This window comes from Paenibacillus sp. FSL H8-0457 (assembly GCF_038051935.1).
Lineage (GTDB): Bacteria > Bacillota > Bacilli > Paenibacillales > Paenibacillaceae > Paenibacillus_AQ > Paenibacillus_AQ lautus_A.
Genome location: NZ_CP150293.1, coordinates 1275318 through 1289587 on the forward strand (window position 1 = coordinate 1275318; position 14270 = coordinate 1289587).

The 14270-nt window shown below is 50.8% G+C and carries 15 protein-coding genes; 10 read left to right on the forward strand and 5 right to left on the reverse strand.

From position 1 onward, the window contains the following. Nucleotides 1–84: 84 nt before the first annotated feature. The 3 genes from MHI43_RS05470 to MHI43_RS05480 are packed head-to-tail and all read right to left on the reverse strand — an operon-like array spanning nt 85 to nt 3891. Nucleotides 85–1740, reverse strand: a complete 1656-nt coding sequence (locus MHI43_RS05470; RefSeq protein ID WP_009592251.1) for an iron ABC transporter permease — start codon at nt 1738–1740, stop codon at nt 85–87. Further along, entirely contained in the window at nt 1737–2846 is a 1110-nt protein-coding gene (locus MHI43_RS05475; protein ID WP_012819233.1) for an ABC transporter ATP-binding protein, read from the reverse strand. Before MHI43_RS05475 ends, MHI43_RS05470 begins: the two co-directional genes overlap by 4 nt. Before the next feature lie 22 nt (nt 2847–2868). Then, entirely contained in the window at nt 2869–3891 is a 1023-nt protein-coding gene (locus tag MHI43_RS05480; protein WP_012819234.1) for an ABC transporter substrate-binding protein, read from the reverse strand. Nucleotides 3892–4139: 248 nt separating this feature from the next. Here MHI43_RS05480 and MHI43_RS05485 point away from each other — a divergent pair, with 248 nt between their 5' ends. The 5 genes from MHI43_RS05485 (at nt 4140) to MHI43_RS05505 (ending at nt 9271) form a co-directional block, all read left to right on the forward strand. After that, nucleotides 4140–4367 carry a hypothetical protein gene (locus MHI43_RS05485; RefSeq protein WP_012819235.1) on the forward strand — a complete coding sequence of 76 codons (228 nt, stop codon included), beginning with the start codon at nt 4140–4142 and terminating at the stop codon, nt 4365–4367. A gap of 262 nt (nt 4368–4629) precedes the next feature. Further along, the gene (locus MHI43_RS05490; protein WP_036661746.1) at nt 4630–5004 is read left to right on the forward strand and encodes a BlaI/MecI/CopY family transcriptional regulator; all 375 of its coding nucleotides are present in this window, start codon (nt 4630–4632) and stop codon (nt 5002–5004) included. Between the two features lie 9 nt (nt 5005–5013). Beyond that, entirely contained in the window at nt 5014–6516 is a 1503-nt protein-coding gene (locus tag MHI43_RS05495; protein ID WP_036661745.1) for a M56 family metallopeptidase, read from the forward strand. A 258-nt stretch (nt 6517–6774) separates the two neighbouring features. Beyond that, entirely contained in the window at nt 6775–7650 is an 876-nt protein-coding gene (locus MHI43_RS05500; protein WP_036661743.1) for a radical SAM/SPASM domain-containing protein, read from the forward strand. 100 nt (nt 7651–7750) lie between these two features. Then, on the forward strand, nt 7751–9271 hold the full coding sequence (locus tag MHI43_RS05505) for a DEAD/DEAH box helicase (protein WP_036661740.1): 1521 nt from the start codon (nt 7751–7753) through the stop codon (nt 9269–9271). A 183-nt stretch (nt 9272–9454) separates the two neighbouring features. Here the strand turns inward: MHI43_RS05505 and MHI43_RS05510 are convergent. Next, a protein-coding gene (locus tag MHI43_RS05510; RefSeq protein ID WP_085982516.1) for an IS3 family transposase occupies nt 9455–10599 on the reverse strand; the annotation gives its coding sequence in 2 pieces (ribosomal slippage) (nt 9455–10326 and nt 10326–10599; 1146 coding nt in all). 146 nt (nt 10600–10745) lie between these two features. Beyond that, nucleotides 10746–11477 carry a class I SAM-dependent methyltransferase gene (locus MHI43_RS05515; RefSeq protein WP_036662129.1) on the reverse strand — a complete coding sequence of 244 codons (732 nt, stop codon included), beginning with the start codon at nt 11475–11477 and terminating at the stop codon, nt 10746–10748. A 212-nt stretch (nt 11478–11689) separates the two neighbouring features. Here MHI43_RS05515 and MHI43_RS05520 point away from each other — a divergent pair, with 212 nt between their 5' ends. The 5 genes from MHI43_RS05520 to MHI43_RS05540 all read left to right on the forward strand — a co-directional run bounded on the left by MHI43_RS05520 (nt 11690) and on the right by MHI43_RS05540 (nt 14072). Then, the gene (locus MHI43_RS05520) at nt 11690–11935 is read left to right on the forward strand and encodes a PepSY domain-containing protein (RefSeq protein WP_009593165.1); all 246 of its coding nucleotides are present in this window, start codon (nt 11690–11692) and stop codon (nt 11933–11935) included. A gap of 254 nt (nt 11936–12189) precedes the next feature. After that, on the forward strand, nt 12190–12621 hold the full coding sequence (locus MHI43_RS05525) for an NUDIX domain-containing protein (RefSeq protein WP_012819241.1): 432 nt from the start codon (nt 12190–12192) through the stop codon (nt 12619–12621). Nucleotides 12622–12665: 44 nt separating this feature from the next. Then, nucleotides 12666–13112: an NUDIX hydrolase gene (locus tag MHI43_RS05530; protein WP_036662132.1), complete on the forward strand. Its 447-nt coding sequence runs from the start codon at nt 12666–12668 to the stop codon at nt 13110–13112. Between the two features lie 15 nt (nt 13113–13127). Next, nucleotides 13128–13670 (forward strand): histidine phosphatase family protein, encoded by a 543-nt coding sequence (locus MHI43_RS05535; protein ID WP_036662134.1) that lies wholly within the window; start codon nt 13128–13130, stop codon nt 13668–13670. Nucleotides 13671–13883: 213 nt separating this feature from the next. Beyond that, entirely contained in the window at nt 13884–14072 is a 189-nt protein-coding gene (locus tag MHI43_RS05540) for a hypothetical protein (protein WP_009593181.1), read from the forward strand. Nucleotides 14073–14270: the final 198 nt, after the last annotated feature.

Below are 14270 nucleotides of genomic sequence, written 5' to 3' on the forward strand. Positions count from 1 at the left end.
GCAGATAATCCAAATACATCCAAGCGGCCCTTCATGCTGCAGGCGCCGGCTTGGATGTAGGTCTACGATATGATGACATTACATTTACATGGAAACTTCCTTTTGTCCGGATAGCTTCAGGAAGACGAGCAGCGACACGACCGTAATGACGGTAAGAATCGTGGAGAGTGCTGCCGCCACGCCGTAGTTTCCGCGAATGACCTCGGTATAGATGGCGACCGTGACGGTCTTGGTTTTGCCTGTATACAGAATGATCGAAGTGCTTAATTCGGTAATGATGGTAATCCAGCTCAGGATCGCGCCGGAGACGACGCCTGCCAGCATCATCGGAAGCGTAATCCTGAAGAACGTCTTCATCTGGGAAGCGCCCAGGCTGATCGCCGCTTCTTCGATCCCGTCGTTAATCTGATGCAGGATGGCTGCGCTGGATCGTATCGTATAGGGCAGGCGCCGGATGACAAACGAAATGATCATAATGACGGCCGTCCCGCTTAACGCCAGCGGTTTATTGTTGAACGTGATCAATAGGGCGATCCCCAGTATGGAGCCAGGAACGATATACGGGAACATGGTGAAGATATCCAGCGTATTCGTCAATGCATTCTTTCTTCGAACGGTTACGTAAGCAATCAGTATCGCTAACAGAATGATGACGACCAGCGACACGATAGCCAGGAAGAACGTGTTCAGAATGACGCCGCCAATATTACTGAAGGCATCACGGTAGCTTTGGAGCGAGAACCCTTCCACGAAAATTCTGCCGTTGGATTTCAGGAACGAAGTATAGATGACATAGAGCTGCGGCAGCAGCGCGATTAACGTATACAGATAGATAACCGCATGAGCCGCGATATTGCCGATGCCCTTCTTCTTCTTGGCTTCGATCGGATGCAGTGCGCTCATCGTAAAGGATTTGCGATTGGCTACGAATTTTTGCAGCAGGAATATCGTGGTGGCGAACAGAACGACAATGACGCTAATCGCCGCCGCAAAGCCGTCATCGCCGCCGACCTCACTGATGAACTCGTTAAAGATCAGCACGGGCACGGTCTTATATCCCTCGCCGATCAGCATCGGCGTACCAAAATCGGCAAGCGCGCGCATGAAGACGAGCAGGCCGCCCGCCAGCAAGGTAGGCGTAATGAGCGGAAGGAGCACTTTGCGCATTTTGGCTAAGCCTGTATAGCCCATGCTCTCGGCAGCTTCCATCAGCGATTGGTCCATATTCTTAAGTGCGCCTGATACATACATGAAAATCAGAGGGACCATCTGCAAGGTCAAGACGACTAAGATCCCCGTAAATCCATAGATATCCGGCATCGTGATGCCGAATGTGCTGCTGACGAATTTCGTAATGACGCCGCTTCTTCCGAGCAGCAGGATCCAGGAGTAAGCGCCAATGAACGGAGCCGACATCGACGAGATCAGAATCAGTACGCGAATGGCCGAGCTGCCCTTTATCTTCACCGTCGCCATGATGTAGGCTAGTGGCGTTGCAATAATGGCCGCAAGCAAGGTTACGCTGACGGTCACCTTAACGCTGTTGAACAGGGCATTCAAATAGTAGGGCTTACTGAAAAACTTCGTGAAATAGGCAAGGGAAAAATCGCCTGTCGTGCCATTGTACACACTCTTGAACAGCATCGTAAACAATGGCAGGGCCAGAAACAGAATATAGAACACAAAGATCAGTAACGAAATGTTGGTCCAGACATCAAATCGTTTGCGAGTCTCTCTCATAGCCGGGCGCCCCTTGTATAGTTCAGTTCGCCGGATGCATCATAGACATTAATTTTATCTTTTTTCACCTTGAGATAGATGTCTTGACCCGGCTCGAGGATCTGTGACGTTTTCGATTCCTGCGTGATCTCCACGCGTTGACCGGATGCCAAATCCACAAAATAATGGGTGTTCTGCCCCAAAAATACGCTGTGTACGATCGTTGCTTTCATGCCGGTCTGGTCCTCGGTCAGTATGAACTCTTCCGGCCGAACCGAGATTTGAACGTTTAGCGTATCAGCCTTGGCATCTAACTTCGGCACCTCGATGTTCGTCATCTCTTCCGAATAGCCGGAGCCGAATTGCAGGGCATAGCTGCCTCCGGATTTCGTTATATTGCCATCAAGAATGTTGGTCCGACCGATAAAGGTTGCAACGAATACGTTTGCAGGACGCTGGTAAATCTCCTGCGGCGTTCCCAGATGCTGAATCACCCCGGATTTCATGACCGCGATGCGGTCGGAAACCGCCATGGCTTCCTCCTGATCATGCGTGACGTAGACGGTGGTAATTCCGACTTCCCGCTGAATGTCTTTAATCGCGTTACGCATGTCGACCCGAAGCTTGGCATCCAGATTGGACAGAGGCTCATCCATCAGCAGGACGTCCGGCCGGATGACGATGGCTCTGGCTAGCGCAACGCGCTGCTGCTGGCCGCCGGACAGGTTCTTTGGCATGCGGTCTTTATAGGGCTCGATCTGAACGACCTTAAGGATGTCATCAACCTTGGCGTTAATCTCTGCCTTCGATAATTTCCGATTCTCCAGCCCGAACGCGATGTTTCCTTTGACGGTTAGGTGAGGGAAGATCGCATAGCTCTGAAAAACCATCCCGATATTCCGCTTGCCCGGTTCCACCTGGTTAATGACGCGCTCGTTAAAATGTATGGTTCCGCCTTCAATGCTGTTGAAGCCGGCAATCATGCGCAGCAGTGTCGTCTTGCCGCACCCGGAGGGCCCGAGAAGGGTGAAGAATTCACCCTTCTTGATCTCCAGGGACAGCTCGGGAATGACGGTTGTGTCGCCGTATTTTTTGATTAAGTCTTGAATGGTTATGGTTACGCTCATGGTTGTCACCTGATTCTATAGTTTATTTAACGCTAGTGAACAAATCGACATAACGCTCAACGATCTCGGATTTATGCGCGCTGACATAGTCCGTGTCTTCATCGATCATGTGGATCTCTTCATAAGGCTTCATGTGGTCGCCAAGCTTGGTATCCTGGCGAAGCGGGCGGTTCGTTAATTGCGTGCCGAACGCATCCTGCGCTTCTTGGGACAGGATGAAGTCGATGAATTTCTTGGCGTTGTCCATATGCGGCGCATCTTTGATGATGGCGGATCCCGCATCCAGGAATACGGCGCCTTCTTTCGGATACACGATTTCTACCGGTGCGCCGTTCTTTACATAAGTGCTGGAAGGGTCTTCGTAAGTAAGGCCGACTACGTATTCTCCGTCCGCCACGCTTTTGTGAACGGCGCCGGAACCGCTGGCGATTTTGCCGTCCAGGTTCTCGATCAGTTGACCGACGTAATTCCAGCCCTGCTCACTCTCATAATCGCCGCCCATGGCTTTCAGCATGTTCGTTAACTGTGCGAAAGCGGAGCTGGAGCTTGCCGGGTCGGCGGAAGCAATTTTCCCTTTAAGCTGCGGGTTCAGCAAATCCGCATAACCTTCGATTTTGATATCGCCGATCAGGTTTTTGTTCACGAGCAGCACGCTGCCATCCGAGATATAAGGGGTAGCGAAGCCCGACGTATTGCGGTGTCCTTCCATTAAATTCTTGTCTTCAGGCGATACGTAAGGCTCGTATAAAGCTTCGTTTTCGCGGAAGCCGGCCATGGAACCGCCGAACATCACGTCAGCGTATGGGTTCTGCTTCTCGGACTGTAAGCGCTTAATAATTTCTCCGGTGCCAGCCGTTACAAGCTCAACCGTGATACCGGTCTGCTTCTCGAACATCGGAATGATGGTTTTGATGATCTCCTCGCTGTTCGGACTGTAGATCACGAGCTTATTCGACGAACCCGAATCGGACTCGCTGCTTGCACAACCGCTCAGCGCTCCTATAATGAGCACGCAGGTTAACAGTAAAATCGACAGCTTTTTCATGAATAATCCCCCTTGAGCAAATGTTCGTTTCGTAATTGCACGTTCATTGTAGCAAGCTTGGTACCGTTTACATAATCCCATAATCCGCAAACATCGTCTAAAATTCGCAACCTATTTTCGATTAGAAAGGAATCCGAACCGGCATATTTTAAAGAATTCTTTTAGATCCGTTAGGGCAAGATATGGTTTGGAACAACGTCCGGCAAGATGGAGCTGTTCCTGTCACAAATTTCGAAGGAGTGAGATGGATGGCTAATAAAAACGATCGTAATCATAAGGCTGATGCTGACCGCGACACGACCAACATGGGCGTTGACGCTGGAGAAGCTATCGGAACCGCGGGCGGCGGCGTCGTAGGTGCTGCTGTAGGTTCCATACTGGGTCCGATCGGCACGATTGCCGGTGGTATCGCAGGCGCAGCATTGGGTAACAAAGCTGGCGAGGCTGCAGAAAATGACGACAACGATTCAAAATAAACGGCGTTAAACTACCATCTGCACGAGTAAAAATAAGGGGGCCTGGTGAATCCGGTGCGCCTTTAATTATTTGTAGCTGTATGGTTGGGCAAAGAACCGCGCTCCTGCGCGGTTCTTTCATTTTACATATAAGTTCTATGCAGCAGTAAACTTCATTTCCCTTCGCTTGACATACCACTACGTGATGTAGTAGGTTATAGTTACTACATCGTGTAGTAATTAGTTCGTTATGGACGCATAACGACGTAAAGAGGTGTTCACCGTGAACCAGGTTCAAAAATTATCGGATACTGAAATGGAGCTTATGGAGGTGATTTGGGAGTGTACGCCGCCTGTCACATCCACCGAATTGCTCGCACTGTTCGCCCAGAGAGGAAGAGAATGGAAGGCACAGACCATTTCCACCTTCCTGTCGCGTTTGGTGGACAAAGGGGCTCTTACGGCTGCGAGGGATGGACGGACCAATAAATATACGCCGCGCATTTCGCCTGAAGATTATAAGCTGATGGAAGCGCAGCACGTCCTGGATGGATTATATCAAGGCTCGGTTAAAAACCTAATTTCGGCTTTGTATGACGGCGAAAAGCTTTCAGATGAAGATATTGCAGAGCTGAAGCAATGGTTCTCGCAAAAGTAGGGGGTGCTTATGAATACTATTCTTGAATTGCTGTTAACCCTTACCGTTGCTGGAAGTGCTGTTGTAGCCTGCATTCTTGTACTGAGGATCGTATTCGTCAATACCTTTCCTACAAAGTGGCGCTATGGAATTGGCAAAATGGCAGTAGTCTTTTATCTTTTACCCGTCGTCCTGGGTATTCGGTGGATCTCACCGCTTTTTACATTTAGTGCAACAGCAACCGTTCCCATTGTGAACGAGTTGCCTTCGACTGTGCAACATGCGATGCCCGGTCCATATTCAGGGACTGGTTTGGAGCCGCTTATTCCGGCAAAGACCATTTCAGTAAACGTAGCCCTGCCCCTTATTGTCTTATGGGCAATCGGCGCTATAGCTTTTGTTGCATGGCAGATGTATTGTTATCGCAGATTTTTAAAGAAACTAGAACATTCGCGTGTCACCGTTCCGATAAGCAGCGAAGCAGCGAAACAGCTTTCCTTCATCAAGGAAGCCCTCGGTGTGAAAAGCAGCGTCGGGCTTGCCCACAGCTTCATCATTCGGAGCCCTGTTCTTGTCGGCCTATGGAAACCTACCATTTATCTCCCTATAGAGAATACCGTTAACATGGACATGGTAATCCGTCATGAGTTGATCCATCTGAAACGGAAAGATTTATGGGTCAAAGCGTTCACGCTCGGAGCAAGCGCCCTACATTGGTTTAACCCTTTGGTGCATATTCTTCGCAAGGACCTTCATGTATGGAGCGAGTTGTCTTGCGATGAAGAAGTCGTAAAAGAGATGTCCTATGCCGAGCGGAAACGCTATGGGGAGACGATTTTAAGCGTCATGGCAGGGTCAAGGAATTTACCCGTGCAATTTATTGCCTCCTTATCCGGTGACGGCAAACAATTGAAAAGGAGATTAATGATGATGCTGAATGTAAAGAAACAAAAAAAGAAAACAATGTATCTCACGTTAACAGCGGTGTTTTTGGTTGCTGTAATTAGCACATCAGCAGCGGCATGGGCTTCTAGCAATACGCCTAAAGTCATTGAAAAAGAGGCTGGTCATGCAGAAGCTCAACCAACAGAAGCGGCCCCTAGAGCGGTACCTTCTGAAGTCGTAGTTGAGAATAAAGGAAACCATGTTGTAGATTATCCCAAAGAAGCTCGTCCTGAAGCTGCCGCTGAGAATGAAGAAAACGAGGTTGTAGCTTATCCAGAAGAAGCTCGTCTTGTTGCTGTCGCTGAAGGAAGCAATGTCGTGGATTATCCAACAGAGGCTCGTCCTGCAGCTGTAGTTGAGAAAGAAGGAAGCGATGTTGTGGATTATCCAACAGAAGCTCGTCCTGTGGCTGAAGTTAAGAATGAAGGAAGCAATGTTATAGCTCCTCCAACGGAAGCTGCCCCTTCGGAGATGGTCGTTGAGAGTGAAGGAAACCAGGTTGTAGCTCCTCCAGCAGAAGCTCGTCCTGTCGATCAGGGTTATAAGTCTCATCCAAACGAGACCCCCCGACTACTTCCATTACGATAAGATCACGACGCTTGAAGAACTTGCTGAGTGTGATTGATGCTGATAAGTGATGCATTCAAACATAAACGATGAACGTTAATTAGAGCAAAAACGAAAGAAGAGGATTCTCCCTCTTCTTTCGCTTTATATGGAATGGCCTCAGATCGCATTTATAGCTGTAGCTGTAAATGCCAGCCTATGGTACGATGTGAAGGATTGGCAAGCGAGCAAGCTGGCAAATCGTCATACGATCATAGACATGGGATTGGGGATAACATCTTGAAGCAGTTTAAGAAAGTTTACATAGAAATCACGAGCATTTGTAATTTGGCCTGCACGTTCTGTCCGCCGACGGAGCGCAAGGCCAACTTCATTAAAGTGGAGGACTTTGCGAGAAGATTGGATGAGATCAAGCCGCACACGAGTTACATTTATCTGCATGTGAAGGGAGAGCCGCTGCTTCATCCGAAGATCGACGAGCTGCTGGATATCAGCCATGAGAAGGGGTTCAAGGTCAACATCACGACCAACGGCACGTTGATCGCGAAGAACCGGCATAAGCTGCTGGGCAAGCCGGCGTTGAGACAGATGAACTTCTCGCTCCACAGCTTTAATGGACATGTCGGCTCCACGGACCGTGAAGGATATTTGCGGGACATCCTCTCTTTTGTGCGGGATGCGGAGGAGCATAAGGTCATCTTCTCCTTCCGTTTGTGGAATTTGACGCAGGACAACCAAACGAACCTGGAGAAGAGCCGAAACCGCCAGACGCTTGAAATTTTAGAGCAGGAATTCAATTTGGACTACCGCATCGAGGAAAAGGTTGAACCCGGCGGTGGCGTAAGGGTAGCCGAACGCGTCTACCTGAACCAGGATTATGAGTTCCAGTGGCCGAGCTTGTCGGCCCCGGAGGATGACGGCAAGGGCTTCTGCCACGCGCTGCGGAGTCAGGCGGCCATTCTTGTAGACGGGACGGTCGTGCCTTGCTGTCTGGACGGGGAAGGGGTCATCAACTTGGGTAACCTTCATCAGAAGTCCTTCTCGGACATCGTGGATGGGGAGCGGGCGAACAACCTCGTGGACGGATTTTCGCGCCGGGAAGCGGTTGAGGAATTATGCAGAAAATGCGGATATCGGCAGCGGTTTGGGGCTTAAAGGGGAGGCGGAGGAAAATTCCGCTTCTTTTTTTATGCCGATCTGTGGTATCGTTATATGTTATGACGTAAATATAGATATTCACCATAAAGGAGATCCCATGACATTTGAAGATTTAAATATATCCCCTGTCATTCTCAAGGCTTTGGCCAAGGAGAATTACAAAGCGCCGACGCCGATTCAGGCTCAGGCGATCCCGGCTGTGCTGGCCGGCAGAGATTTGCTGGGCTGCGCCCAGACCGGAACGGGGAAGACCGCCGCTTTTTCGGTGCCGATGATCCAGCTGTTGAATCAGCAACCCCCTAAACCGGGCATGGGGCGCCGCATTCGCGCATTGGTGTTGTCGCCGACCCGGGAGCTTGCCCTGCAAATTTCGGATAACGTCAAAGCTTACAGCCAGTTCACCAAGCTGCGTTCGACGGCCATTGTTGGCGGCGTTTCGCAGAAGACGCAGGAGCGGGCGCTTCAGCAAGGAGCGGACATCCTGATTGCGACCCCAGGCAGGCTGCTGGACCTCATGAATCAGAAGCACGTCGATTTGCAGCATGTGGAGATTTTGGTGCTGGATGAGGCCGACCGGATGCTGGATATGGGCTTCATCCATGACGTGAAGCGAATCATCGCCAAAATGCCGAGCAAAAAACAAACGCTGTTCTTCTCGGCCACGATGCCTGCGGAAATCACCCAGCTTGTCCAAACCTTGCTGCACAATCCCGTAAAAGTCGAGATCACGCCGGTCTCCTCTACGGCCGAACGGATCGAGCAATCGGTGTACCTGCTGGAAACCGGGAATAAGCAGCAGCAATTGAATGAGCTGATGAAGGACCCTTCCATCGTGTCGGCATTGGTCTTTACCCGTACGAAGCGGGGAGCCGACCGGGTTGCGCGCGGACTGAACAAGGTGAATATTACGGCTCAGGCCATTCACGGCGACAAATCGCAAACCAGCCGCCAGACGGCGCTCAACAATTTCAAAAGCGGGGCGACCCGCGTCCTGGTGGCAACGGATATTGCCGCGCGCGGGATCGACATCGACGAGCTGTCGCATGTCATTAACTTCAACCTCCCGAACATTCCGGAAACGTATGTGCACCGGATTGGGCGCACGGGGCGCGCGGGACTGAGCGGGACGGCGATATCGTTCTGCGAAGTGGACGAGGTTCCTTTTCTTCGGGATATCGAGAAGCTAATCGGAAAGTCCATTCCGGAAGTGAAGGACCATGCCTTTCCGATGTCCGGGGCGTTAAGAGCCGCCAAGGTGGACCCGACGCCAAAATCCGGCTCGTCCAAGCCCGGCAAAGGCAAGTCAGCTGCATCGAGACCTGCTAAACCGAAGGCGGATGCGGCCCGCAAACCAAAGGCCGACGCGGCACGTAACCCGAAGACGGGTGCACCCCGCCAATCAAGACAAGACGCGGGAAATAAGCCGAAGACGGACGCCGCCCGCCAATCCAAGACGAACTCGGCGCGTAAGCCCATGACGGAAGCCGTCACGAATCCATATTCAGAGATGGCACGCAAGCTGAGTTCGGAAGCAGCTTCGAAACCTAACAACGGCCAGGCCCGGAAACGCAAGTCCGGCGGATTCAACAAGGGAAGCAGAGCCGGCAGACCTTCATAAGTGGAAGCGGCGATTGGGGGATGACTTCTTATCATGGCCAACAGCCATTCATGCATGCCCTAAACCACGCACCATGCGCATGAATTATGCAGCCGTTTCCGACGAACCCATTAAACATAAAAAGCACCCTTTTCCAGGGACTGACCCCCGTTTGTGAGACAGGGATCAAAACACCTTGCAAGTTTAAGCAGCCAGTTGCCGGAAATGAAGCGGCGACTGGTTGTTTAGTTTTGTTTGAATGCGAATTGAGTTATAGTAAGTAATGTAGTCTCGAACGGTCTGCTCGACGATGGCTGTCGTCGTACAGGTTAAACCTTCGAGATAGAACGTTTCAGACTTTAGCGTGGAATGAAACGATTCAATGGGGGCATTATCAGCGGGCGTACCCTTGCGGGACATGCTCATGGTAATGCCTTTTCCCTTCACAGCTTCTTGATAGGCCTGAGATGTGAAGACGCTGCCCTGGTCGCTATGGAGCATAGTGCCTGGCAGAGTGGGCAGCTGACCCAGCGTGTCCAGGACAAACCCGGTGTCTTGCTTGTCAGAAATACTGTACGCCACAATCTCTCCGTTAAACAAGTCCAAGATACTCGACAGGTATAACGTTTTTCCGCCAAACGGCAAATACGTAATATCTGTAACGAGTTTTTGCATGGGGGCATCGGCTGCAAACTGGCGCTTTAACAAGTGCTCTGCGATATAAGCTGGCTGCCCAGTAGGTTTGCGTTTCTTCACTTTGACACGACATTGGAGCCCCTCGCGCTGCATAATCCGCTGCACGCGTTTATGGTTTATCTTACGCTCCATCCGAAGCAGAGCCGTGATCTTCCGGTATCCATAACGAAATTTATGCTGACTACAGAGTTCTCGAATCGTCTCTACCATGTGATCTTTACATGGGTTCTTGTAGGCGTTCTTCCAGCGATAGTAGGTGGAGCGAGAAAGCCCGATCCATGCACACGCTTGAGTTACACTGATTTCTCCTCGAACAGACTCCACCCACTCCACTACAGCCTTTGGCGACACCTCCTTTGCATTTCCACGAACTTTTTTAGCAGATCTAATTGTTGCTTCAGAAACCGATTTTCCGCCTGTACCTTCTCGAGTTCTGACGTATATTCAGGGCCTTTACCGTAGCTGTATTGTTTACCGACAGGTTGCTCCAACCGGTTCCATTGGCCGCTGCGATACCATCTCATCCAGGTCTCCACTTGTGTCTTATTTCGTATGTTCAGTTGGTCCATGACTTCTTTCACTGGAATGCCATCCAACCTCATTTCAATAGCTTTCTTTTTCACTTCTACTGGATAGCTGACTCTTGTTGCCAACGCAAAAACACCTCCAAAGTTGTCCCCATATCTTACGACATGGTTGCATTCTCTTGAAGGTGTTTTTTAATTTGTCTCACGTTATGGGGTCAGTCCCCCACTTGTGAAGTGGAAGGGTGCTTTTTTTTCTTGATGCCGCTAGTGAGCTACTCGCTCTTTCTCCCCGCAAGAAACAGAAACAACGGAATTCTGCGCCGGCGCTCATAGGTTTCCTCGTTGACAAAATACTCTCGCACAGGATGGGACTCTCTCAAGTGCTCCACGATAAAGCCGGCTTCCTGCATCGCCCGGAAGTAATCCTCGACGGTTCGATGGTACTTATGAACGGTGCCGCCGAGCCATTGCTGCTCCCGGTAGCCTTGGATGAAGTAGTTGTCCACCACCCAATTCGTTCTGGTGCCGGACGGCTGCAGCGTGGAGGTAATGACGGGATGCTCGACGGAGAAGATGAACCTTCCGCCTGGCTTCAAGGTCTGGTGAACGCTTCGAAAGATACCCCCGATATCCTGCAGATAGTGAAGGGCAAGCCTGGAGAGCACTACATCATAGGTGTCGCGCGAATACGCGTAATCCTCCATCCTCATGTGTTGAACGGTCCCGTTCTTGTAATCGGCCAGGCTGCTCGAAGCGGCTTCCACCATGTTGCGGGAGCCCTCGATTCCGGCATAGGAGGCACACCCTTGTTGAAGCAGTTCCACGCCGAAGCCGGCATCCCCGCATCCCAGGTCCAATACATGAAGGCTCGCGATATCCCCCAGCAGCTGCCGGATGACGGGCTTCTCCAACGTATCGTTGGCATTCTCCTGCCACTGCCGCCGTTCCATGTATTTCTCGAAATTCTTGTCGTTGTCGTAAAAATCGGATCCGTGATAGCTCATAAGTCCCTCCTTCGAATATCAGGCTGCATCCATCTTGATGTACTGTACCATAACGAAGATATGAGATGAATCAATAAGGCAAAAAAATCTTATCTCAGGAAATCCATGATGATGCAAACATGAAACGGCGGCCAAGGTTGAATCGCACCAACCCTGGGACCCCTTCATATGGTACATGAGCCGACTTTTTTATTTGAAAGGGGATATTTCCGATGTACGGCAATTACTATCACGTACCGGGGCGGGTAACCAGGCAGAGAATTTCCATGCAGCAGGCCCAAGAAATTGCGCTGGCCCGCGTGCCGGGCCAAATCGTTCATGTCGATATGGAGCTGGAGCATGGCGTGCTGGTCTACGAAATTTTTATTATGACTTCCGACAACAGGCTGTTCGAAGTGGAGGTCCTCGCGAAATCGGGAAGGATCTTGAAGGTGGAGGAAGAAGACGACGAGGATTAAGGTCTTCAGGCTGAAGAACAAAGCAACCGGGCGAGACGAGGAGAAGCACATCGTTTCGCTCGGTTTTTTAACTGGAGCGTGCTTTTAGTTTCGGTGGCTCCGCCACGTCCGGACAGCGGATAGAGCTAGGCATGGTATTATTCCTCCTTATAGATTCAATGCTGGAACCTATTTTAAGGTCTCCTGTAAGGTGAGAGTCAGTGGTATGATCATATAAAGCAAGATAGAAGAGGTTTATGGAGGGGAGAAAGCTCATGTACATCGTCAATGTGGAAGGTGCCGTGCATAAGGACGGGCAGTGGCTGATGATAACACGCAGCTTGAAGGAAGAGAACGCCGGCGGAACGCTTTCGTTCGTGGGAGGCAAGGTCGACAAGGAAGGCAGCACGCTGGATATTCTGGAGCGCACGGTGAAGCGGGAGCTTTACGAAGAAGTCGGGGTTGAGGTGAAGGAAAACGTTACATATGTCTACAGCTCTTCGTTTGTAACGGGCGATGGCCGTCCCGTCATCAATATGGTGTTCTTGTGCGAGTATAATGGAGGAACGCCGTATTGCAAAAGCCCGGACGAGGTCGATTCGGTGCAGTGGATGACGCTGTCGGAAATTAGGGATCATCCCCAGACACCGCCGTGGACGATGGAGAGCGTGCGGCGGGCGGAGGAGGCGCGAAGGAGGTTCAAATAAGCATGGTTTTCGAAAAGCAAAATCCTAAGAAACGGGGTTAGGGTATGAGCAGCCTATTGCAGGTTCGAGTCACCGGAATTTTGATCGAAGACGAACGGATTCTGCTGGTCAAACAGAGCGTTTCATCGGAACGCGGCTGGTCGCTTCCGGGAGGAAGGGTAGAGCAAGGGGAAACACTGGAGGAAGCCATGATTCGGGAAATGGAAGAGGAGACCGGGCTTGTTACAAAAGTGACGAAGCTTCTGTATTTATGCGATAAGCCGGATTCATCGCCATCCCTCTTGCATATTACGTTTTTGCTGGAACGCTTGGAGGGGGAAATCCGCCTCCCGACGAATGAGTTCGATCTCAATCCTATCGGCGATGTGGTCATGGTCCCGATCGCAGATTTAGCAAACCACGGGTTTACCGAGAAGTTTATGACGATCGTTCAGCGCGGATTTCCGGAGTCCGGAAGCTATCAAGGGCTCAAGCGCAATATTGGATTATAGGGAGGTGCCGATCCTATGAAAAAAATATACATCGTACGCCATTGCCAAGCGGAGGGACAAGCGGCGGATGCTCCGTTAACCGAGCAGGGGCTTCAGCAATCGCTTGAACTTGCTGAATTTCTGCACGACAAAGGGATTGACCGTATTGTTTCAAGTTCTTATCGCAGAGCTCACGACACCGTTACACCTTTGGCTGATCGCATAGGCGTGGCCGTTGTGCTGGATGCGAGGTTGACCGAGCGAATACTGTCGGGTCGAAATGCTCCTGAATGGCGGGAGATGCTGCGCAGATCCTATGAGGATCTGGACTTGTGCTTTGAAGGCGGAGAATCAAGTCGTACAGCCATGCATCGTGCGGTAAGCGTAGTCCATGAGGTCCTGCAGAGTTCAAGCCGAAATGCCGTTATGGTATCCCATGGCAATCTGATCTCGCTTCTGCTGAAGCATTACGATAATCAGATCGGCTTCAACGAGTGGGAGGCTTTCTCCAATCCCGACGTGTATAAGCTCAGCTTCCGTTCAGATGTACCGGAGATCCAGCGGATATGGAATTCATAGCCACGAAAGAAGGCGTATGTAAAAAAGACTTCATAAGCATTTATTCCCTATATTTGGCGACGGCCCGTCCCCTATAATGGAGTTGCACGGATATCCGGCTTGTCCATCCTAAGGATTGAGATTCGCATAACAAAGAATAATCGCGGCGGAGGCAAGCGGCGTGCATGGGTTCGACATACCATTGGAGATTATGAAATAAAGGGGATATGAACCATGGCCAAAACAAAACGGGGCCGCGCACTATGGAACATGCCATCGCGCGGCCGCGGCACATGCCCGGTATGCAGCACGTCGCGCATCAAACTTCTCTACGTCGCCAACAAATCGGACGGCACGGCACTGAAGGTATGCAAACGATGCCAGAATGCCGATCAGTCCAGAGTGGACGCAGCGGTAGTGTAAGAAGCGGCTTAGCTAATATCTAGGTCGACAGCAACAGAGCAACCGTGTTCCGTACGTGGAGCCGCAACATCCGAAAAACCCGTTCCTTCATGAAGAAGGGCGGGTTTTTTATGGTGCCAGGGCCTTCATTCTCCATGAGGAGGTTTACTTTGTAATTCGGATGGTTTAACATCTGATTTAACAAACTATAAATTAGAT